Origin of the sequence: Campylobacter sp., assembly GCF_052169515.1 — a bacterium.
In the GTDB taxonomy this organism is placed as follows: domain Bacteria; phylum Campylobacterota; class Campylobacteria; order Campylobacterales; family Campylobacteraceae; genus Campylobacter_A.
In genome coordinates this window covers 45,901-67,382 of the sequence record NZ_JBQNCH010000012.1, presented here as the reverse complement: position 1 = coordinate 67,382, position 21,482 = coordinate 45,901, and the positions used below count along the sequence as shown (strand labels likewise).

Below are 21,482 nucleotides of genomic sequence, written 5' to 3'. Positions count from 1 at the left end.
CTGTGCAAACTATACTTGGCAAGCGCGAGAGTATGGGCATCTTTGGCGATGACTATGCGACAAAAGATGGCACATGCGTTAGAGACTACATCCACGTTAGCGACCTAGCAGACGCCCACATAAGCGCACTTGAATATATCAGCCAAAATGGCAGCGAAACTTTTAACGTGGGATATGGCAGAGGATTTAGTGTAAAAGAGGTCATCGAGACCGCAAAAAAGGTAAGTGGGGTAAATTTTAAGGTGCTAAACGCGCCAAGAAGGGACGGCGACCCAGCCATCCTTATCTCAAACGCAAGCAAACTGCGCTCGCAAACAAGCTGGAAGCCAAAAAGAGATGATCTAGCGCTCATCATAAAAACCGCCCTTGAGTGGGAAAAGAAAATTTAAGGATAAACATGAGGGTAGCAGTAATTGGAACCGGATATGTTGGACTAGTAAGTGGCGCATGCTTTGCTAAAATGGGCAACAGCGTGATCTGCGTTGATGTCGATGAAAAAAAGATCGAGGCACTAAAAAACGGCATCGTGCCGATATATGAGCCAGGGCTTGCAGATATCGTTAGCGACTGTTACAAAAACGGCTCGCTTAAATTTAGCACGCAGATAACTGAGGCGCTAGGGCATGCAGATGTGCTATTTATCGCAGTTGGTACACCTATGGGCGCTGATGGGCAGGCGGATTTAAAATACGTTCTCTCGGTTGCCAAGTCTATCGGAGAAAATTTAAGCAAACCGCTAATTGTAGTCGATAAATCAACCGTTCCAGTTGGCACTGGAGCTAAGGTGCATGAGGTGATCGCGGGCGAGCTAAAAAAGAGAAACATAGACGTCAAATTTGAAGTCGTCTCAAACCCAGAGTTTTTAAAAGAGGGCGCCGCAGTTGAGGACTTTTTAAAGCCAGACCGCGTAGTTATCGGAGCTAGCAGCGAGTGGGGCTTTAGCGTGATGAGAGAGCTTTATGAGCCATTTATGAAAAACCACGACAGGCTTATTTGTATGGACGTAAAGTCAGCCGAGATGACAAAATATGCTGCAAATTCGATGCTCGCAACAAAAATAAGCTTTATAAACGAGATAGCAAATATCTGCGAACGTATGGGTGCGGACGTAAATTTGGTACGAAAAGGCATCGGTAGCGACTCAAGGATCGGATATAGCTTCATCTACCCAGGTTGCGGATACGGCGGCAGCTGCTTTCCAAAAGACGTAGAGGCGCTCATCTACACAGCTAGACAAAATGGCTTTGAGCCAGAGCTTTTAAACGCGGTTGAGTCTAGAAATAAGGCTCAAAAAAGGGTGCTATTTGAGAAAATTTATAATTTTTTTAGTGGCGACCTAAGGGGCAAGACGATCGCACTTTGGGGGCTTGCGTTTAAGCCAAATACCGATGATATGAGAGAGGCTAGCTCGCTAACTTTGATAAAGCTTTTAGACGAAGCTGGCGCAAAAGTGGTGGCGTACGATCCAAAAGCAAGTGAAGAAGCTAAAAAATATATGCCAGATTTAGATGTGAAATACGCTAAAAATAAGTACGATGCGCTTGATAACGCCGATGCTATGGTGCTTGTGACTGAGTGGAGCGAGTTTAGATCGCCTGATTTTATGGAGATCAAGCAAAGGCTAAAAAACGCCGTCATATTTGACGGACGAAATCAATACAATGCTAAAATTTTAACCGAACACGGATTTAAATATTTCCAAATCGGAGTAAAGGCATGAGAAAAATTTTACTTTTTGTCGCAGCTTGCGTGCTGCCGTTTACGCTTTTGGCGAGCGAAAATGCGGCGAAAACCGAGGAAAATATTTTTGAGCTACCTATTTCAAAGATGCCGCCTGATTATTTTAAATACGAAGTCGCGTTTTTTAAAGAAATAGAAATAGACTGCAACTTCGCCTTTTTGCTCGGCGGAAAGCTTGAACAAAAAGAGGACGCGCGCGGTATTTATTACGAATTTAGTGGTGGAGATGAGCTGGCGCAAACGATGATGCTCTGCAAGGATGGAAAGAAAAAGAGGCGGGTTTATTATGAGCTCACTCAAATTTTACCAGGTATTAGCCCTATTAAAATCATAACTCCAAAAGGTGTAAGTGCAGAAATAAGAATGTATGAACGCGTAAAAAAGATAGAAGCAAAAAAGAAAGGAAAAAGTAAATGAAAATAGCAGTAGTTGGACTAGGATATGTTGGGCTTCCACTTGCAGCAGCTTTTAGTGAAAAGTACGAAGTAGTAGGATTTGATGTAAATGTAAAGCGTATCGAGGAGCTCAAGAGTGGCTTTGACCGCACGCTAGAGCTTAGTAGTGAGCAGATGAAAAAAGCGATCGATAATGGCATGAAATTTAGCCTAAATTTGGACGATATAAAGGATTGCAATTTCTTCATCGTGACTGTCCCAACTCCGATAGACAAAAACAAGCGCCCAGACCTAACACCAGTGGTAAAAGCTACGCAAAGTGTAACAAAAGTGCTTAAAAAAGGTGACATTGTTGTTTATGAAAGCACTGTTTATCCAGGAGTTACAGAAGAAATTTGTGTACCACTTCTTGAAGAGAGTGGGTTGAAATTTAATAAAGACTTCTTCTGCGGCTATTCGCCAGAGCGTATAAACCCAGGTGACAAAGAGCATACTGTAACTAAGATCAAAAAAATCACAAGCGGTTCAACTCCAGAGATAGCAGACAAGGTAGATGAAGTCTATCGCTCTATTATTACAGCTGGCACACATAAGGCTTCAAGTATCAAGGTAGCAGAGGCTGCAAAAGTTATAGAAAACACACAGCGCGACATCAATATCGCCTTTATAAACGAGCTTGCAATGCTGTTTGAAAAGCTTAATATTAATACCATTGACGTGCTTGAGGCGGCTGGTACGAAATGGAATTTCTTAAATTTCCGCCCAGGTCTGGTTGGTGGACACTGCATCGGTGTGGATCCATACTATCTAACTCATAAAGCTCAAGAGGTAGGTTATCATCCGGAAATGATCTTAGCTGGCCGCCGTATCAACGACGACATGGGCAAATACGCAGCTGATCAGGTGATAAAGCTAATGATAAGAAAGGGTGTTTTGATAAACAAAGCACGTGTACTAGTGCTTGGTATGACATTTAAAGAAAACTGCCCAGATATAAGAAACTCGCGCGTTATAGATGTGGTTGATGAGCTAAAAGACTTTGGCTGCAAGGTCGATGTGACCGATCCTTGGGCTGATAGTGCTGAGGTAAAACACGAGTATGGCTTTGAACTTGTAAAAGAGTATGATTTAAAAGATTATGATTGCGTTGTGATCGCGGTCGCTCACAATGAGTTTAAAAAGCTCAATCTAAAAGGTCATTTAGTTTATGATATAAAAAATATCTATCCAGAGGCTGATGCTAGACTGTAAGGAATTTGGTGCATAAAGTAAGCATAAATTTAAAAATTTTACTTATATTTCTAGCTGCTTATCTGTTTGGATTTGCAGCTAGGATGCTCTGGGTATTATGGGCAAAGGATATGCCAGAGTTTTACTTTAATGGCGAGTTTATGCTTACGACAAATGATGCCTACTATTACGCAGAAGGTGCTAGAGACATGCTGGCCGGTTTTCATCAGCAAAATGACTTTAGTCCATTTAATCACCAAATCTCGACTATAGTTTTTTATATTTGTAAAATTTTTCCTTTTAAGATCGAAAGCGTGATGTTTTACATGAGCGCTTTTTTGGCTCCTCTTATCGCACTTCCAGTTATTTTAATCTCGAATGAGTTTAAGGCTCTAAACGTAGGAGCTGTGGCAGCATTTATGAGTGTTATATTGCCAGGATATTTTGTAAGAACATCGGTTGGGTATCTTGATAGTGATATGCTAAATGTCACATTTGCACTTTTTATTATCTATTTTTTAATTAAATTAATAGATACAAGAGAGCGTAAATTTATCATTCTTCCAGCTCTTTTTGTAGCGATCTATCTTTGGTGGTATCAAAGCTCATATCCACTTATTTTAAGTATTGTATTTGTTTTTTTATTTTATACGCTTATTTTTATGCGAAATAGATTGGAAAATTATCAAGCAATATTTTTTATGTTTATAAGTGTCGTAAGCTTAAATATTTTTACCAAAGATCCACTAATATCAAATAAAATTTTAATTTTTAATACAGCCATCATAGCTCTATCTTACGCCGTTTTTTGTAAATATGAAAAGCTACTTTCACCTAGAAATTTGAGTATTTTTTTGGCTTTGATGCTAGTGGTTTTTATCTATTTTAGCGGTTTTGATTTTATTATCTCAAAGATAGGCAATTATATTTTTAAAAATACCGATGAGCCTACCAATAAATTTCACTTTATAAGCCTACTTGTTTTGATCAATGAGGTCAAAAGTGCTAGTCCTCTATATTTTATCTATTTCATGTCTGGCAATATCCTTATATTGATGGCGGCCATCGTTGGATACTTGCTACTATGCTTTAAATTTCGCCCATTTTTGCTTACATTGCCAATGTTTGGTCTAGGTCTCCTCTCTTTTTTTGGTGGAGTTAGATTTGTTATGTATATAACACCACTTGTTGCACTTGGTTTTGGGTATTTTTTACATTTTTTTTTAAATTTGTTTGATCTTAGAAACTCTATTAAAAATTTATCATTTTTGGTTTTTGCTGCAGCTACTCTTGTTATAAATTTAGATTTTGCTTATTCGTATAGACCAAATACACTAATTACACACGATGAGGCAGTCGCGCTTGATGGGATTAGGAAGTCAGCAAAGCGTGATGACTATATCTTTTCATGGTGGGATTATGGTTATGCTATAAGGTATTTTGCTGATGTTAAGACATTAAATGATCCTGGCAGACAAGGCTATGAACACAATTATTTTGTAAGTCTTGCGTTAAGAAAAGATCAGGCATTTTCAGCTAAACTTGCAAGAGTAGCAGTTACGTATAATGACATCTCGCTTGAGCAAAATAGTAGGCTGATAGAGGAGATTTTAAAAGATCACAATACAAGCGATGTAAATAAATTTTTAAGTCAGCTTGAAAGTGAAAATTTTTCTCCGCCGGTAGCAAAGAAGGCTGTTTATTACTATCTTGTGCCTAATATGATTGATATTGCTCCAAATATCTTTAGATATAGCTATATCGATGTTACAACTGGTAAAAAGCAAAAAGAGAATTTTTACCATGTTAGTGCATTAAATGGTATTAGTGAGACTACTATTGATCTTGGAGATGGCTATAGTTTGCCTATAAATGAGCAAAAATTTATCATACATAACGGTGAAAAAATTGCTATAAAATCATTTTTCAAGGTAAAAGGAGCTGGTAAAGATTTATATATAGATGAAAAAATCGTAGATGAAAATGCTAAAATTTATGTCATTTTTTTGGAAGATTATGCGCAGATATTGTTGCTTGATGAAAATGCTTTTAACTCATCTTTTGTACAGCTTTTTATATTTGAAAAGGCTGATGATAGATACTTTGAGCCATTTATCATTTCAAATGGTGTAAAAATTTATAGGTTAAAAATTTAATGCTAATCAATCTAATAAGCTCGATTGTCGTTTTTGTCGTATCAATGGGCATAAATTTCTTTCTTGCGCCATTTATCCTAAAAAGCCTTGGTAACGAAGCTTTTGGCTTTGTGGGCCTTAGCAACGCCATCGTTAGCTACGCAGCAGTCATAAGTGTGGCGATAAATTCGGTTAGTGGTCGCTTTGTCGCTCATGCGTGGCACAAAAAGGATCTAAGCCTTGCAAACACCTACTACTCGTCTGTACTTGTTGTAAATATATTCTTTTGTGCCGTTGTAGTGGTGCTTAGCTCCGTTTTTATCCTAAATTTGCAAAGCTTTTTAAACGTCCCTGAAAATTTACTCTTTGACGTGAGGATGACTCTTTTATTTTACTTTATAAATTTTTGCGTTGGACTATTTAATGGCGTTCTTACAGTTTGCGCCTTTGTGACAAATAAGCTATACTTACTCTCCATCAGAAATGCCATCTCAAGTGCGATCCTAGCAATCCTCATCGTGGCGCTCTTTTTCTTTTTTAAGCCATTTATCTCATATATCGCTATTTCGGCGCTTGTGGCGAGCCTCTTTGTCTTTTTTAGCACCATTTTTATGTCGGCTCGCATCACGCCAGAGCTAAAATTTAGCTTTAGCAAATTTGACTTTTCTAAGATCAAAGAGCTTCTAAGCTCTGGCATTTGGAATAGCTTTAATGCACTAAACCGCATACTTTTAACAGGCATGGATCTATTTATCTGCAATATCTTTGTAAATGCAAATGCTACTGGACTTCTTGCAGTCGCCAAAGCCGCTCCAATCATACTTGAAAGTTTTGCTGCGGAGCTTAGCAGTATATTTTTACCAAAATTTGTCGAGCTTTACTCTAAAAATTTGATCACTGATCTTATAGAAGAGGCAAAATTCTCTATGAAAGTGATTGCCTTTGTGATGAGTTCTCCAGTGGCTTTTTTTGTCGTTTTTGGGCTTGATTTTTATACGCTTTGGCTACCTTTTAAAAGTAATGAGGAAATAAAATTTATCTACAATGTCTCGATGATCGCGCTTGTGCCGATTGTATTTATCAGCTTTGTTTTTTCGCTTTTTAACCTTGATAGCGCGACAAACAAGCTTCGCCGACCAGCCATTGCCAACACCATACTTGGCGTTAGCACGATCATAGCGCAGATCGCACTGCTTAAGCTTAGTGGCTACGGCGTTTATGGTATCGTCATTGTCGCAGCCATTTTTTATAGCATAAGAATTCTTGGCTTTGACATCATAAATGCCGCCTTAAATTTAGAGGTAAAGCTCACCACCTTTTATGGGGTCTATTTTAAAAATTTAGCTGTTTTTGCGCTCTGTGTGCTTGCGATGTTTGCCTGCAAGGACTTTGTGAGCTTAGATAACTGGCTAAAATTTGCTATCTTTACTGCGATATATGCCGGTGCAGCTTATGTTTTGGGATATTTTTTGTTTTTTAATAGCTTCGAGAGAGGCATAGTCTGGCGTAAAATTTTAAAAAAAATTAAAAGGTCTTAAATGGATGAAATTTACCTGATTTCTTTGGCTAAAGATATCAAAAGGCGCGAGCTTTTGCAGCAGAAATTTGGCTCTTATGATAGCTTTAAGCTAATAGACGCAGTGGATGGCAGGGAGCTAAGCGCAAGGGAGTACTATAAGATCATTTCGCCATCGTTTAAAGCTTACGGCAAGGTTTTGAGCCCAGCTGAGGTTGGCTGTTCGCTCTCGCACGTCAAGGCTTACGAGACATTTTTAGCAAGTGATGCAAAATTTGCCCTCATTTTTGAAGATGACGTGATTGGAGACGACTCGGCTATAAAAGAGGCCTTTTTAGCAGCTAGTAAGATGCCTGAAAACAGCGTGCTGATATGTGGCATGCAAGATGGGCTAGAAGGCAGGTTTAGTGCTTTTGGTAAAAAGGTGGATACTAGCCTAAGCAAGCCACTTTGGCAGGTCTCAAAGTACTCATTTTCAAGCATTTATAGAGCAGGGGCTTACGTGCTAACTAAAAAAAGTGCTAAAAATTTGCTTGAAATCCACAAAAAAGCACTTTGTACGACTGATGTTTGGGACTATTTGCTAGGCGTTAATGGCATGCAGATGTATTTTTGCGATCTCTTTTCGCACCCTACTGATCTTAGCGGCTCAAACATCGAAGGAGAGCGCCTTGAGAGAGGATACAACGCAAATTTAAAGGCCTATATTAAAACAATTAAATTTATATTTTTCTCAAGGCTTGAAAAGCTTCAAGGTTATGAGAGAATTTTTAAAAGGGACTAGATGAGTGAGCCATTAATCAGCATCGTAACCGCAACCTACAAGCGCCCTGAGCTTTTAAAGAAGGCTTTAAAAAGCGCTCTATCTCAAAGCTATGAAAATTTAGAGATCATTGTTACAGATGACGGCGACGATAATAGTGCGAGTGAAATTTGCAAGAGTTTTAACGACGCAAGGATCAAATTTGTAAAAAACACAGCCCATAAAAAGAGTCCAAATGGCAATAAAAATAACGGCTTTGATAATGCAACAGGCGAGTTTATCTGCTTGCTTGATGATGACGATGAGCTTTTACCAGAGGCGATCAAAGAGTGCTATGAAATTTTAAAAAGTGGCGAGTATTCGTGCGTTTTTGCAGACGCGATCTGTGAAAAAGATGGCGTTATGACCGAAGTAATGGCTGGTAGAAGCCCATATAAGCAAAGCGGGGTGATGAGTAAGATTGATTATCACTGCGGACGGATAAATGGCGAGTATTTCAAGCTTTTTTCGCATGAATTTATAGATGATTTTAGGTTTGATGAGACGAGTTTTGGCGGCGAAAATGAGCTTTATATCCGCTTTTTTGAAAAAAATGTCTTTTACCTTAAAAAGCCACTTTACATCTATCGTATCGCAAGAAGTGATAGTGCGACGCTAAATGCAGGCAAGCATGCTTTAAATGTTGCAAACGCCTACATCAAAACGGCAAATATGCACTACGACATAGCGATCAAGCATGAGCCAAAATTTCTAGCCTTGCAGTATAAAAATGCCGCTTACTACGCCAAAATAGCAGGTGAATATGGTCTTATGCTAAGGTGTATATTTAAAAGTATTAGTATTAAATTTAGCAAAGAAGCATTTATATTTTTGCTGTTTAGCCCACTTCCAAGCGGCATTTTACCGGCACTTTCAAAGCTACGCGTAAAGATAAAACAAAGGTTTGGCGTATGAAGATATTATTTGTCACATCAACGCTTAGAAGTGGCGGTGCGGAGCGAGTTTGCGCGGTGATCGCATCAAGATTTAGCATGGATCATGATGTAAGCCTTGTTAAATTTGACAAGAACGAGCCATTTTACGAGCTGGCAAGTGGCGTGAAGCTCATAAATTTAGGTGTTGGGGCTGATGAGCTTGGTTTTTTTGGAAATTTAAAAAAGAGAGTTTTAAAGGTGCTTGCCTTAAGAGCGCTCATAAGAGAAGGCAAATTTGACGCTGTGATATCTTTTTTAGATGCCGTAAATACCTTGGTGCTCTTTAGCTCAGCTGGGCTAAAAAAGCCTATTGTCATAAGCGAGCACACAAACTATCTTGCGCCAAAAAGAGCTATCTTTAAAGTACTAAGACGCCTTAGCTACCCATTTGCAAACGCACTTAGCGTCTTAAGCGACGAGGATCTTGGCTACTACTCTAAATTTTGTAAAAATGTGATGAAAATTTATAACCCGCTCTTTGAAAAGTGCTACGATGAGAGCTTTGCTAAAGAAAATTTAGTCATCTTTGTTGGCAGGCTAAATAAGATAAAAAACTGCGAAATGTTTGTAAGAGTGGCTGCAAATCTAAAGCAAAGTGGCTATAAATTCGCTGTTGCTGGAGATGGCGGCGAGAGGGTAAATTTAGAAAATTTAGCTAAAAATTTAGGCGCTAATGTCGAATTCTTAGGCAATGTAAGCGACATAGCCCAGCTTTATAAAAGGGCAAAGGTGCTGCTCTCTTGCTCAAATCACGAGGGTCTTGGAAATACTTTGATAGAGGCAATAAACTATGACTGCGTGAGGGTTGCGACAAAGACAAGCGGTGCGAAAGAGCTTATAAAAGATGGCTTTGATGGCTTACTTTGCGAGGTAAATGACGCTAGGCAGATGAGCGAAAAGCTTGCAAAAATGCTGCAAGATGAGGCAAAGATGGGCGAATTTGCCAAAAACGCAAGAGCTAGACTTGATGAGTTTGGTGTGGAGCAAATTTATAAAAAATGGCTGGAGCTTTTAAAACTTGGAGGTGTGAAGTGAAAATTCTTTTTGTCATCGCTGCGCTTAGAAACGGCGGAGCGGAGCGCGTGCTAAACGTGCTTGCAAATGAGCTTAGCAGGGACAATGAGATCACTATCGCCGTGCTTGAAGAGGATCTTGGGCTCTATAAATTTAGTGAAAAAATAAGCATCATAAATCTTAACGTCACTGGCTCAGGAGTCGCTTTAAAATTTAAGAAAATTTTCGTCCTTAGAGCGCTTTTTAAAAAGCAAAAAGCTGATCTAATAATGAGCTTTATCGACTGGACAAACGTCGCTTGCGTGATCGCAAATGCTGGACTAAAGAGCAAACTAATAGCAACCGAGCACCACGAGCATAGCTACTTAAAAAGCAAGGTCGCAAGTGCTATGCGTGATCTTGCCTATCGCTTTGTAGATGGCTTAAGCGTGCTAAGCAAAAGTGACTACGACTACTATAAATTTGCCAAAAATCGCGAGATCATTCACAATCCACTTTTTATCGACGTGCTTGAAATTTGCGAGAAGCAAAATGTCATCTTAAGTGTGGCAAGGCTGGAGGCGGTAAAGGGCTATGATATCTATTTTGAGGCACTTAGCAAGGTGGATAAGAGCTTGCTTAATGGCTGGGAGATAAAGATCGCAGGTAGTGGCAGGCAGGAGGCGCAGCTAAAGCAAATGGCATCAAATTTAGGGCTTAATATCAAATTTCTAGGTCACATGAGTGATGTTAGTAAGCTTTACAGCGAGGCAAAAATTTTTGTTCTAAGCTCAAGAAGCGAGGGTCTTTCAAACGTGCTAATCGAGTCAGGTGCCCTTAATTGCGCTAGGATAAGTAGCGACACTGTGGGCGCAAGAGAGCTTATAAATGACGGCTTAGACGGACTTATCTTTAAAAATGGCGACGCAAATGACCTAAAAGATAAGCTTGAGATGCTTCTAAAAGATGAAAATTTAAGGGCAAAACTAGCAAAAAACGCCAGTAAAAATGCAAATTTATTTAGCATAGAAAATATCAGCAAGCAGTGGCGAGAATTTATAAAAAAGGTTGTTGGTAAGTGAAAAAATTAGCCGTTTTCTTATACTCGATGGGGCCTGGTGGGGCTGAGCGAAACGTTTCAAATTTGCTGCCATTTTTAGTTAAGAGATATGAAGTTCACCTGGTACTCATGAGCAATGTCATCGCTTACGAGATACCAAGTGAGGTAAAAATTCACTTCATCGAAAACAGTGATCCTTATGAGAAAGTATTTAAAAAGCGAGTAAGGCTCTTTTTGTCATTGCCAATGCTTGCATTTAAATATAAAAAACTTTGTGAAAATTTAGGCATTGACGTGCAGTTTGTGCTAATGAATCGCCCTTGCTATATTGCAGGAGTTGCAAGAATTTTAGGGCTAAAAACTAGGCTAGTTATCAGCGAGCGAAGCTGTCCTTCAATTTTATATAAAAACGATTTAAGCGGTAGAGTTAATAAATTTTTACTCACTCATCTTTATAAAAAGGCCGATCTCATTTTGGCAAATGCAGCTGGCAACAAAGAGGATCTGGTGAGAAATTTTGGTATGAGCGAGGCAAAAACAAAGGTGCTTTATAACGCCCTTGATCTAAAAATTATAAATTTACTAAAAGATGAGCCGCTAGAGAGTGATTTTAAGCCATTTTTCATAAACATAGGCCGTCTTGATAGCGGTAAAAATCAAGCTATGCTAATAAAAATAATCTCTTCCATAAACGACCCTCGTGCTACGCTTGGAATTTTGGGTAAAGGGCCTTTAAAAGATGAACTTCAAAATTTGATAGATAGGCTCAATGTCGGCGAGCGTGTAAAGCTTCTTGGCACCGATAAAAATCCCTTCAAACACATAAAAAACGCCTCTTGCTTGCTTTGTGCCTCGCGCTTTGAGGGCTTTTCAAACGTCCTGCTTGAAGCGCTTGCCTGCGAGAAAACCATTATCTCGACAGAACATAAAAGCGGGGCAAAGGAGCTTTTGGGCGAGAGCGAGTTTGGCATTTTGGTGCCAGTTGACGATGAAAATGCGATGAAAGAAGCGATGATAAAGGTGCTCAATACGCCTAAAATAAGGCAAAATTTTGAAAATATTGCGTATAATCGGGCTAAATTTTTTGATAGCGAAAATATAGCGAGCGAGCTTATAAAATTTTTGGAAAATCCTAATGAATAGAAATTTATTTTTTAAAAATTACTCTTTATATTTGATGATATTTATTGCCGTAGTTTTTGGCATGGTTTGTAGGCTCTACTGGGTCTTTTGGGCGAGTGAATACCCAGTCTTTTTTTGGAATAACGAGCTAATGATCAGCACAAACGATGGCTACGCATTTGCCGAGGGTGCCAGAGATATGCTAGCTGGCTTTCACCAAGAAAATGACCTTAGCTACTACGGCTATCCACTCTCGACACTGACTTATTGGATCGTGAAATTTCTGGGCGTTAAGCTTGAGACAGCGATGATTTATATGAGCGTATTTTTCTCATCGCTTGTCGCTGTACCAGTCATTTTGATCGCAAATGAATATAAACTCAAATTTGCCGGCTTCATCGCCGCACTTCTTGCTGTCATAGCAAACAGCTACTACAACCGCACGATGGCAGGATATTACGACACCGACATGCTCATCATCCCACTTAGTGTATTTGTCGTTTGGGGCCTTATTAGGGTGCTTGAAAAAAAGGACGCAAATAGCCTAATAATCGCGCCTTTAAGCGCACTTATTTATATGTGGTGGTATTCAAGTGCTTTTTCGCTTATTAGTATTTTAACGGCGTTATTTTTGTTTTACACACTCATTTTTGATAGGAAAAATCCTCTTTTTTATCTTGAAATTTCGCTGCTTTTGCTTGCCATTTCAAATCTTGATCTAACACTTAAATTTGCCATAGTATTTGCATTTTACGTGCTTTGTCTCTTTAAAAAAGAGATAATAAATTTAAAATTTGCTCTTGGTGTTTTAACTATTGTTTTTGCTGTTTTTGCGATTCGTGGCGGACTAAATCCGATCATTTTTCAGCTTAAATTTTACGTCTTTAGAGGCAGGCCAGAGCTTGGTGGCACGAGCTTTCATTTTTTTAACGTCAATCAAACTATCCAAGAGTCAAGTATAGTTGATTTTACGCTATTTTGCGAGAGGATCAGCGCAAATATCATAACATTTCTGATCTCGCTTGTTGGTGTCGCTTTATTTTGCTTTAAAAATCGCTCGTTTACAGTATCACTTGGCATGTTGGCACTTGGGTTTTTGGCATTTAAAAGCGGTCTTAGATTTACTATTTACGCTGTGCCTATCATGGCTCTTGGTTTTGGGTATTTAGTAGAGTTTGTGCTTACAAATTTAAAGCTAAAAGGTATGTTTTTGGGCCTATTAAGAGCTGCTATAATAGCACTTGCTCTCACTCCAGCACTTATTCATATCTATGGCTACAAAGCTGAGCCAGTTTTTATGCATAAAGAGGTTGAAATTTTAAATAAGCTAAAAAGCATTGCAGATCGCGAAGACTACGTTCTAGCATGGTGGGATTATGGATATCCGATTAGATATTACAGCGATGTTAAGACGCTAATAGACGGCGGAAAACACCTTGGGCGTGAAAATTTTGCCGTGAGTTTCGCGCTTGGTAGCGATGAGATGAGCTCAGCAAATATGGCAAGGCTTGATGTGGAGTATAGGGAGCGACATTTTAAAGAGCGATTTAATGGCAACTTGGTTCAAATTTTAAAAGATAAAAATGTAAGCTTGGATCAACTCTTTAGCGATATAAAAGAGGCAAATTTTAGCTTGCCCGCAAAGACAAGAGATATTTATTACTACTTGCCAGATAGAATGCTTGGTATCTTTCCGACCATTTTGCAGTTTAGTAAGATTGATCTAAAAAGTGGCAAAAATTTAAACAATGGGCTTTTTATTGTCACAAGAGCGATCTCACAAAATGAAAAAGGCATCAGGCTAAGCGGTGGCTTTACGCTAACAGGTGATGTGACAAATTTGATCTATGAAAACAACATCTTACCGCTAAGATCTTTCATAGAGACTGATTATGACGAGTCTGGCAAACTAAATGTTAAAGAGTATAAAAATAACGAACTCTCAAACATTTCTGTCATTTTTATGAGGGATTACGGCAGATTTATCATCCTTGATGAGAGTATTTTAAAGAGCACTTATATACAGCTTTTTGTGCTTGAAAGGTACGATCCAAAAATTTTTGAGCCAGTCATACTTGACGGGGCGGCAAAAATTTATAAGTTAAAGAGGTAAAAATGGCAAGGATAGGATTTTTAAGCCACGCTGATATGAGCATACACTTTTTTAGACGGCCTATTATGCAGGCTTTAAAAGATATGGGGCACGAGGTCTTTGCTATCGCTCCAAAAGGTGACTTCACAGGCGAGCTTGCAAAGAGCTTTCACACCGTCACCTACGAGCTTGACAAGGCGAGCCTAAATCCGCTAACTGTTATAAATAACTCTAAAAAATTATCTCAAATTTTAGGTGAGCTAAATTTAGACCTTCTACAAACTGGCGCTCACAAGTCAAATGTCTTTGGCACATTTGCTGCCAAAAATGCTGGCATAAAGCATGTGATAAATTTAGTTGAAGGCCTTGGCAGCTTTTATATCGATGATGATCTTAAGACAAGAGCTGTGCGTTTTGTTATGGAGAGCCTTTATAAAATTTCATTTACAAAGGCCGATGCTTGCGTATTTGTAAATGACTCGGATGCTGATTATATGATCAGCCAAAATTTGATAGAAAATAGCAAGGTTTGCCGCATAAAAAGTGTCGGCGTGGATACTATTAAATTTGACCCAGCCATCACGCAGGCGGCTGATCTTGGTGAGAAAAAAGTGATCTTAATGATCGCAAGGGCGATGTGGCATAAGGGTGTGCGTGAATTTTACGAGGCAGCAGAAATTTTAAATGGCTACAAAAACTGCGAATTTGTCTTTGTTGGCGAGGGCTTTGCTGGCAATAAATCAACCGCAGACGAGGCCTTTTTAAAAGGTAGCAAAGTACGTTATCTTGGTGCTAGAAACGATATCCCGCAGCTTTTAAAGGCTTCTTACCTGCTAGCACTTCCTAGCTACAAAGAGGGCTTTCCAAGAACGGTTTTAGAGGCGATGAGTATGGCAAAAGCAGTCGTTGCTAGCGATGTTACAGGCTGTAATGAGGCTGTAAAAGAGGGCTACAACGGACTTTTATGTAAGGTAAAAGATGCAAGCGACCTTGCTGGTAAGATAAAAATTTTGCTTGATGATGAGGAGCTTTGCGTAAAGCTTGGGCAAAATGGTAGAAGCTGGGCGGTAAGCGAGTTTGACGAGCGAGTGATCGCGAAAAAATATATAGAAATTTATAGGAAATTTATAGATGTATAGAAATTTTTTAAAAAGGGTGATTGATATATTTGGCGCTTTGTTTTTGCTCATTTTAACCTCGCCTATCATCATAGCAACGGCGATCTTTATCTACTTTAAAGTAAGCCGCGACGTCATTTTTACGCAGGCAAGACCAGGTCTTAATGAGAAAATTTTTAAAATTTATAAATTTAAGACGATGAGTGACGAGCGTGATGCAAATGGAGAGCTCTTGCCAGATGAGCAAAGGCTTGGTAGATTTGGCAAACTGATCCGCTCTCTTAGCCTTGATGAACTACCACAGCTATTTAACGTACTAAAGGGCGACATGAGCTTTATTGGACCAAGGCCGCTTTTGGTCGAATATCTGCCTATTTATAACGAAACGCAAAAGCACCGCCACGACGTGCGTCCTGGTATTACAGGCCTAGCGCAGGTAAATGGCAGAAACGCCATAAGCTGGGAGAAAAAATTTGAATACGACGTCTATTACGCTAAAAATTTAAGCTTTATGCTTGACGTAAAAATAGCCTTGCAGACAATAGAAAAGGTGCTAAAACGAAGTGGTGTAAGCAAAGAGGGGCAGGCAACGACGGAGAAATTTAATGGCAAAAACTAAAAAAATTTACATCTACGGAGCGAGCGGTCACGGGCTTGTGGTTGCTGACATCGCTAGAAGTAGCGGCTATGATGAGATAGTTTTTTTAGATGATGCTAGTGAGTTTAAATTTGGCCCAGAGCTTGAAAAAGCGGACATCATAATAGCCATCGGCCAAAACAAAACTAGAGAGATGATAAGCAAAAGAGTCAAAGCTGCTGGCTTTGAGATAGTAAATTTGATCCACAAAAGCGCAGTTGTGAGCGAAAGTGCTGTGATAGAAAAAGGCGTAGTTGTCATGCCAAATGCCGTAATAAACGCAAAAGCTCATATAAAAGAGGGCGCTATCATAAACTCTGGCGTAGTGATCGAGCATGAGTGCGTGATAGGCAAATTTGCTCACATCAGCCCAAATGCAGCCCTTGCTGGAAATGTTAGAGTGGGCGAATTTACACATGTTGGTATTGGCTCAAGCGTCATTCAAGGTATAAGTATCGGCAGCAGCTGTATCATCGGCGCTGGAAGCGTGGTTGTTAGAGATATAAAAGGTGGCACAAAGGCGTACGGAGTGCCAGCGTGCGAGCATGGCAGGATATAAATTTAAAAATAAGTGCTAAAATCGCTAAAAAATCACGAAAGGTATGAACATGGATAGGGTTTTTTTATCTCCGCCAAATATGAGTGGAAAAGAGCAGGAATATATAAAAAAAGTTTTTGAAAGCAACTATATAGCGCCACTTGGTGAGTATGTAAATAAATTTGAAGAAAGTATAAAAAACTACACTGGAGCAAAAGATGCGCTAGCACTAAGTGCTGGAACGGCGGCGCTTCACCTAGCACTTCGCGTCCTTGGCGTGAAAGAGGGCGATTTTGTGTTGGCTTCTAGCTTTACATTTATGGCTTCAGTCTCGCCTATACTTTACGAAAAAGCAACTCCAGTCTTTATAGATAGCGACGAGAGCTGGAATTTAAGCCCAGAGCTACTTAAAAAAGCGATATCAAATTTACCTAAAAAGCCAAAGGCATTAGTCGTTACTCATCTTTACGGCCAAGCTTCAAAGATGAAAGAAATTTGCGAAATTTGCCAAAACGAGGGTATCGCTTTGGTCGAGGACGCAGCTGAGGCACTTGGTGGATTTTACGCTGGCAAGGCACTTGGCACGTTTGGCGTGATGGGTGCATATAGTTTTAATGGCAACAAGATCATCACCACTTCAGGCGGCGGTATGCTAGTTGGAGATAGCGAATTTGTGGAAAAAGCTAGATTTTACAGCACGCAAGCAAGAGAGCCGCTACTTCACTACGAGCACAAAGACTATGGCTACAACTACCGTTTAAGCAACGTTCTAGGCGCTATTGGCGTGGCACAGATGGAGGTTTTAGAAAAAAGAGTTGAACAAAAGAGAAAAGTATTTGAAATTTATGAAAAAGAGCTTGGCGGTATTTTAGAATTTATGCCAGAGCTAGCAAATTCTCGTGGCAACAGATGGCTCACAACTGGCGTTTTTGCTAAAAAAGATGCGCATTTAAAGGTCATAAAAGCACTAGCTGATCAAAATATCGAGAGTCGACCACTTTGGAAGCCTATGCACATGCAGCCAGTATTTAAGGGCGCGCTAAGCTTTATTGATGGTTGCAGTGAAGATCTATTTTTAAGAGGAATTTGCTTGCCAAGCGGTAGCGATATGAGTGAGGAGATACAAGCAAGAGTGATCAAATTAGTCAAGGAAAACGCCTAAATGTTTCATACAACAAAGTTAAAAAGGCTTATATTTTTCCTTATTGGCGATGTTTTTATATTTGCCTTTTCGATATATGCGGCCTATCTTTTAAGATTTAATGCAAATATCCCAGATATCTACATCCAAGGGCTTTTTGTAACGGCAGGATTTTTGATAGTTTTTAAACTCATTTTTCTGTGGATATTTAAAATTTACAAGGTTCCGTGGAGATTTTTTGGGCTAAATGAAGCTCGCAAAATTTTCTTAGTTCACGTTTGTTCGGCGATTTTATTTACACCTCTTTTCTTTGTATTGCAAGATATGTTTGCAATGTATCCAAGAAGTGTTATTTTGATAGATATGCTTGTGTCATGCTTGCTTATTGGAATGTTCAGAATTTCAAAGCGTATGGTGCTTGACTTTTCAAACAAACCCCACAAAGGCGAGCCCTGTGTGGTTATAGGTGCTACTTCAAAGGCACTTCATGTTTTGCGTGGCTTAAAACAAGGCTATCTCGACTATTACGCAGTTGGTGTGGTGGATGGCAGAAGTGATCTTATAGATACTTATTGTGATGGATTTTTGGTGCAAGATAAAAAAGAGATACCAAGTTTAGTAAAAGATTATGATGTAAAGACAGCTATTATTGCATTGGCACTCAACCAAGATGAGCTTCAAGCCTTAGTCGATGAGCTAACAGGATATGGCATAAGAGATATGAAGTTATTTTCACTTATCGAAAACGAGCCGATCAAGGATATCTCTATCGAAGATTTGCTCGCTAGAAAGCCAAAAGACCTAAATCCTGAAGCTATCTCAAATTTTTTAAAAGACAAAAAAGTGCTTGTTACTGGAGCTGGTGGTAGCATAGGAAGTGAAATTTGTAAGCAGTGCTTAAAATTTGGAGTGAGCGAGCTTGTAATGGTTGAGCACAGTGAGTTTAATCTCTATAAAATAGGCGAAGATACAAAAGATAAAAGGACTATCAGCAAGCTTGTAAATATCACAAATTTAAAGGACTTTGAAGAAGTTTTTGCTGACTTTAAACCAGAGATTGTTATCCACGCTGCAGCATATAAACACGTGCCGCTTTGTGAGCTAAACCCTCGCTCGGCTGTCGAAAACAATATCCTTGGCACAAAAAATGCTGTCGATCTTTCAAAAAAATATGGTGTTAAAAAATTTGTCATGATCTCATCAGACAAGGCCGTACGCCCAACAAATATAATGGGCACAACTAAGCGTGTTTGCGAACTTTATGCACTAAATTCAAATGAAGCAGGTGTTTGTGAGATAGTTTGCGTGCGCTTTGGAAATGTCCTTGGCTCAAGTGGCTCTGTTATACCGAAATTTAAAGCACAAATAGCTGCAAACAAGCCACTAAGTGTTACTCACCCAGAGATTACAAGGTATTTTATGCTCACATCTGAGGCGTGTCAGCTGGTACTTCAAGCTGCCTCTATTGCAGAAGGTGGTGAGCTTTTTGTGCTTGATATGGGCGAGCCAATCAAGATTGTCGATCTGGCTAAAAAGATGTTGCTTCTTTCAAACAAAGAGCATCTGGGTATCGAATTTGTAGGACTTAGGACGGGTGAGAAGCTTTATGAGGAGCTACTTATTAACAAAGACGACGTTCAAACCAAGTACGAGTCGATCTTTGTGACGCACTCGCAGCCTTATGATCTGACGCTTTTAAATTCGCAGATTAATGAGCTTTTGGAGCTAGAAGATGATAGTGAGATCGCACCTGCGCTTAAAAAGATCGTTCCAGAGTTCAATCACGCATTAAATTTAAAAGGTTAAATTTGGTTATAAAAGATATTAAGAGATTTAGTGATACGAGATATAAGGCAAGGGCGTATATTTGCTATTTATTTAGTAGGAATTTGCCAAATAGACTGCCTGGAGTTTGTTTAGAAAATATAAAAGCTGGCTTTGACAAGATCAGCCACGAGATAGAAAATTTTGATGCATTATATATCTTAGACGAAAATGGCGTGCAGATCGAAGACTCGATCAGTCTAAATGAGAAATATAAAATTCCAAAAGGCGAAAACCGTGCAAATAAGGCATACTACTATACTGCAGTGCGCGAGAAAAGGTGTGTTTTAAGTGATCCTTATCCATCAAGTTTAAATGGAAATTTATGCGTCACGGCAAGCGTGCCTATCTATAATGAAAAAAATGAGCTTAAATTTATTGCTTGCATCGATATAAGCCTAGAAAATATCCTAAAAATGGTCGATGGTGGCTTTGTTGAGGAGCACTTTGGTAGATTTTTAAAGACTGTTTACACACTATTTTGTGCCTCACTTTTTATGATCTGTGCATTTTTGTTTTGGCACGGTGTTAAGAGCTTTATATCAAAGAGTATCGAGCATATAAATGTCGAAGAAATTTTTGAATCAACTATTATTTTAACGCTAGCCCTCGCCATTTTTGACCTTGTGAAGACGATATTTGAAGAGGAAGTTTTAGGAAAAAATCACGACGAAAATAGTGTGATTTATAAAACGATGGTTAGATTTATTGGCTCTATTATCATCGCACTTGCGATAGAAGCGCTTATGCTTGTGTTTAAATTTGCTATAACCGCGCCTGAAAATATCATAAACGCTATCTATCTAATAGGCGGTGTTGCGGTACTGATGGCTGCACTTAGCTTTTATCTTTTTAGTGTAAAAAAGCAGGATGGTAAATGATCGCGATAGTTGATTATGGCGCTGGAAATATTAAAAGCGTGATAAATGCTTTTAATTTTCTTGACAAAAAATGCACATTAGTGGATAAACCAGAAAATTTAAAAGAGTATTCTCACATTGTATTGCCAGGCGTTGGAGCTTTTGGTGAAGCGATGAAAAAGCTAAAAAATAACGGCATGGATGAAGCGATAAAAGAGGCAGTAAAAAGCGGTAAGACGTTCATAGGAATTTGCCTTGGCATGCAGCTTTTATTTGACAAAGGTTTTGAATTTGGCGAACATGCCGGACTTGGGCTGATAGCTGGCGATGTCGTAAAATTTGACGAGAGTAGATTTGATAAACCACTAAAAATACCTCACATCGGTTGGAATACGCTTGAATTTAAACAAAAAAGCCCTTTAAATTTTGGGCTAAAAGAGCTTGAATATTTATATTTTGTTCACAGCTACCACGTGGTTTGTGACGATAAATTTGCGCTTGCAAAGACTACTTATGGCTATGAGTTTACAAGTGCGGTTTGGCATGAAAATGTCTTTGGCTTTCAGCCTCATCCAGAAAAAAGTCATGAGGTTGGACTTAAAATTTTGGAGAATTTTGCGAGGTTGTGATGGAAATTTTTCCAGCGATTGATTTGAAAGAAGGACAAGCGGTTAGGCTTAGCAAAGGTCTTATGCAAAGTGCTAAAATTTATAGCAATGAGCCAAGTGAGCTTGCCAAGAGGTTTGAAGATTATGGCGCAAAATGGCTTCATGTGGTTGATCTTGATGGAGCATTTGCTGGAGAAACTATAAATTTTAAAACGATAGAAAAAATTGTAAAAGCCACAAATTTAAAGGTACAAGCGGGTGGTGGCATAAGAGATGAAGATCGCATAAAACGTTATTTGGATTTAGGTGTTAGTAGAGTGATCCTTGGTTCAGTTGCCTTGCGTGATCCAGAATTTACAGCAAAAATGGCTAAAATTTATAGGGTCGTGGTTGGCATAGACGCAAAAGATGGCTATGTGGCTGTGCAAGGCTGGGGTGAGGTTTCAAATATAAAAGCAGTCGATCTTGCAAAAAAATTTGCAGATGTGGGTGTAGAAGCTGTGATTTGCACCGATATTAACAAAGATGGGATGCTTGGCGGAGTTAATGTTGATTTTAGCTTGCAAATAGCTAGAAGTAGTAAGCTTGAGACCATAGCGAGTGGCGGAGTAAGCGGACTAGATGATATATTGATGTTAAAATCTACAAATGAAATTAGCGGCGTTATTGTTGGCAAGGCTTACTATGAAGGACTACTTGATCTAAAAGAAGCCTTTAAGCTACTTAGTTAGCATTA

General features: G+C 39.1%; 20 protein-coding genes. All 20 read left to right on the top strand.

Going from position 1 to position 21,482, the window contains the following annotated elements:
- On the top strand, nt 1-389 hold a 389-nt coding region (locus ACTTKV_RS05880; RefSeq protein WP_442549692.1), incomplete at its 5' end, for a GDP-mannose 4,6-dehydratase.
- An 8-nt stretch (nt 390-397) separates the two neighbouring features.
- Nucleotides 398-1,720, top strand: coding sequence for a UDP-glucose dehydrogenase family protein (locus ACTTKV_RS05875; RefSeq protein WP_442549691.1), 1,323 nt, complete (start codon nt 398-400; stop codon nt 1,718-1,720).
- Nucleotides 1,717-2,157: an ecotin family protein gene (locus tag ACTTKV_RS05870; protein ID WP_442549690.1), complete on the top strand. Its 441-nt coding sequence runs from the start codon at nt 1,717-1,719 to the stop codon at nt 2,155-2,157. Before ACTTKV_RS05875 ends, ACTTKV_RS05870 begins: the two co-directional genes overlap by 4 nt.
- Nucleotides 2,154-3,386, top strand: coding sequence for a nucleotide sugar dehydrogenase (locus ACTTKV_RS05865; protein ID WP_442549689.1), 1,233 nt, complete (start codon nt 2,154-2,156; stop codon nt 3,384-3,386). Before ACTTKV_RS05870 ends, ACTTKV_RS05865 begins: the two co-directional genes overlap by 4 nt.
- 8 nt (nt 3,387-3,394) lie before the next feature.
- A complete protein-coding gene (locus ACTTKV_RS05860; RefSeq protein ID WP_442549688.1) occupies nt 3,395-5,521 on the top strand; it encodes an STT3 domain-containing protein in 2,127 nt (708 codons plus the stop codon).
- Nucleotides 5,521-7,038, top strand: a complete 1,518-nt coding sequence (locus ACTTKV_RS05855; protein WP_442549687.1) for an MATE family efflux transporter — start codon at nt 5,521-5,523, stop codon at nt 7,036-7,038. Before ACTTKV_RS05860 ends, ACTTKV_RS05855 begins: the two co-directional genes overlap by 1 nt.
- A complete protein-coding gene (locus ACTTKV_RS05850; protein ID WP_442549686.1) occupies nt 7,039-7,800 on the top strand; it encodes a glycosyltransferase family 25 protein in 762 nt (253 codons plus the stop codon).
- The gene (locus ACTTKV_RS05845) at nt 7,801-8,733 is read left to right on the top strand and encodes a glycosyltransferase family 2 protein (RefSeq protein ID WP_442549685.1); all 933 of its coding nucleotides are present in this window, start codon (nt 7,801-7,803) and stop codon (nt 8,731-8,733) included.
- Complete coding sequence (locus ACTTKV_RS05840; protein WP_442549684.1) at nt 8,730-9,788, top strand: glycosyltransferase; 1,059 nt, start codon at nt 8,730-8,732, stop codon at nt 9,786-9,788. The genes ACTTKV_RS05845 and ACTTKV_RS05840 overlap by 4 nt, the downstream gene beginning before the upstream one ends.
- Nucleotides 9,785-10,828, top strand: a complete 1,044-nt coding sequence (locus ACTTKV_RS05835; protein WP_442549683.1) for a glycosyltransferase — start codon at nt 9,785-9,787, stop codon at nt 10,826-10,828. The genes ACTTKV_RS05840 and ACTTKV_RS05835 overlap by 4 nt, the downstream gene beginning before the upstream one ends.
- Nucleotides 10,825-11,949: an N-acetylgalactosamine-N,N'-diacetylbacillosaminyl-diphospho-undecaprenol 4-alpha-N-acetylgalactosaminyltransferase gene (pglJ, locus tag ACTTKV_RS05830; protein WP_442549682.1), complete on the top strand. Its 1,125-nt coding sequence runs from the start codon at nt 10,825-10,827 to the stop codon at nt 11,947-11,949. Before ACTTKV_RS05835 ends, pglJ begins: the two co-directional genes overlap by 4 nt.
- Nucleotides 11,942-14,041, top strand: a complete 2,100-nt coding sequence (locus tag ACTTKV_RS05825) for an STT3 domain-containing protein (RefSeq protein ID WP_442549681.1) — start codon at nt 11,942-11,944, stop codon at nt 14,039-14,041. The genes pglJ and ACTTKV_RS05825 overlap by 8 nt, the downstream gene beginning before the upstream one ends.
- Nucleotides 14,042-14,043: 2 nt before the next feature.
- The gene (pglA, locus tag ACTTKV_RS05820; protein WP_442549680.1) at nt 14,044-15,159 is read left to right on the top strand and encodes a N,N'-diacetylbacillosaminyl-diphospho-undecaprenol alpha-1,3-N-acetylgalactosaminyltransferase; all 1,116 of its coding nucleotides are present in this window, start codon (nt 14,044-14,046) and stop codon (nt 15,157-15,159) included.
- Nucleotides 15,152-15,757, top strand: a complete 606-nt coding sequence (gene pglC / locus ACTTKV_RS05815; RefSeq protein WP_442549679.1) for an undecaprenyl phosphate N,N'-diacetylbacillosamine 1-phosphate transferase — start codon at nt 15,152-15,154, stop codon at nt 15,755-15,757. The genes pglA and pglC overlap by 8 nt, the downstream gene beginning before the upstream one ends.
- Nucleotides 15,744-16,334, top strand: coding sequence for a UDP-N-acetylbacillosamine N-acetyltransferase (pglD, locus tag ACTTKV_RS05810; RefSeq protein ID WP_442549678.1), 591 nt, complete (start codon nt 15,744-15,746; stop codon nt 16,332-16,334). Before pglC ends, pglD begins: the two co-directional genes overlap by 14 nt.
- A 49-nt stretch (nt 16,335-16,383) precedes the next feature.
- Entirely contained in the window at nt 16,384-17,475 is a 1,092-nt protein-coding gene (gene pglE / locus ACTTKV_RS05805) for a UDP-N-acetylbacillosamine transaminase (RefSeq protein ID WP_442549677.1), read from the top strand.
- On the top strand, nt 17,476-19,260 hold the full coding sequence (gene pglF / locus ACTTKV_RS05800; RefSeq protein ID WP_442549676.1) for a UDP-N-acetylglucosamine 4,6-dehydratase (configuration-retaining): 1,785 nt from the start codon (nt 17,476-17,478) through the stop codon (nt 19,258-19,260).
- Nucleotides 19,261-19,262: 2 nt separating this feature from the next.
- Complete coding sequence (locus ACTTKV_RS05795; protein WP_442549675.1) at nt 19,263-20,159, top strand: PDC sensor domain-containing protein; 897 nt, start codon at nt 19,263-19,265, stop codon at nt 20,157-20,159.
- On the top strand, nt 20,156-20,767 hold the full coding sequence (gene hisH / locus ACTTKV_RS05790; protein WP_442549674.1) for an imidazole glycerol phosphate synthase subunit HisH: 612 nt from the start codon (nt 20,156-20,158) through the stop codon (nt 20,765-20,767). The genes ACTTKV_RS05795 and hisH overlap by 4 nt, the downstream gene beginning before the upstream one ends.
- Nucleotides 20,767-21,477, top strand: coding sequence for a 1-(5-phosphoribosyl)-5-[(5-phosphoribosylamino)methylideneamino]imidazole-4-carboxamide isomerase (hisA, locus tag ACTTKV_RS05785; protein ID WP_442549673.1), 711 nt, complete (start codon nt 20,767-20,769; stop codon nt 21,475-21,477). The genes hisH and hisA overlap by 1 nt, the downstream gene beginning before the upstream one ends.
- Nucleotides 21,478-21,482: the final 5 nt, after the last annotated feature.

Excerpts from the sequence above, each read along its gene's own strand:
- hisH (WP_442549674.1), top strand. The coding sequence starts at position 20,156 with ATGATCGCGATAGTTGATTATGGCGCTGGAAATATTAAAAGCGTGATA.
- ACTTKV_RS05840 (WP_442549684.1), top strand. The coding sequence starts at position 8,730 with ATGAAGATATTATTTGTCACATCAACGCTTAGAAGTGGCGGTGCGGAG.
- ACTTKV_RS05870 (WP_442549690.1), top strand. The coding sequence starts at position 1,717 with ATGAGAAAAATTTTACTTTTTGTCGCAGCTTGCGTGCTGCCGTTTACG.
- hisA (WP_442549673.1), top strand. The coding sequence starts at position 20,767 with ATGGAAATTTTTCCAGCGATTGATTTGAAAGAAGGACAAGCGGTTAGG.
- ACTTKV_RS05865 (WP_442549689.1), top strand. The coding sequence starts at position 2,154 with ATGAAAATAGCAGTAGTTGGACTAGGATATGTTGGGCTTCCACTTGCA.
- pglA (WP_442549680.1), top strand. The coding sequence starts at position 14,044 with ATGGCAAGGATAGGATTTTTAAGCCACGCTGATATGAGCATACACTTT.
- pglE (WP_442549677.1), top strand. The coding sequence starts at position 16,384 with ATGGATAGGGTTTTTTTATCTCCGCCAAATATGAGTGGAAAAGAGCAG.
- pglD (WP_442549678.1), top strand. The coding sequence starts at position 15,744 with ATGGCAAAAACTAAAAAAATTTACATCTACGGAGCGAGCGGTCACGGG.
- pglF (WP_442549676.1), top strand. The coding sequence starts at position 17,476 with ATGTTTCATACAACAAAGTTAAAAAGGCTTATATTTTTCCTTATTGGC.
- ACTTKV_RS05845 (WP_442549685.1), top strand. The coding sequence starts at position 7,801 with ATGAGTGAGCCATTAATCAGCATCGTAACCGCAACCTACAAGCGCCCT.
- ACTTKV_RS05875 (WP_442549691.1), top strand. The coding sequence starts at position 398 with ATGAGGGTAGCAGTAATTGGAACCGGATATGTTGGACTAGTAAGTGGC.
- ACTTKV_RS05850 (WP_442549686.1), top strand. The coding sequence starts at position 7,039 with ATGGATGAAATTTACCTGATTTCTTTGGCTAAAGATATCAAAAGGCGC.
- pglC (WP_442549679.1), top strand. The coding sequence starts at position 15,152 with ATGTATAGAAATTTTTTAAAAAGGGTGATTGATATATTTGGCGCTTTG.
- ACTTKV_RS05825 (WP_442549681.1), top strand. The coding sequence starts at position 11,942 with ATGAATAGAAATTTATTTTTTAAAAATTACTCTTTATATTTGATGATA.
- ACTTKV_RS05855 (WP_442549687.1), top strand. The coding sequence starts at position 5,521 with ATGCTAATCAATCTAATAAGCTCGATTGTCGTTTTTGTCGTATCAATG.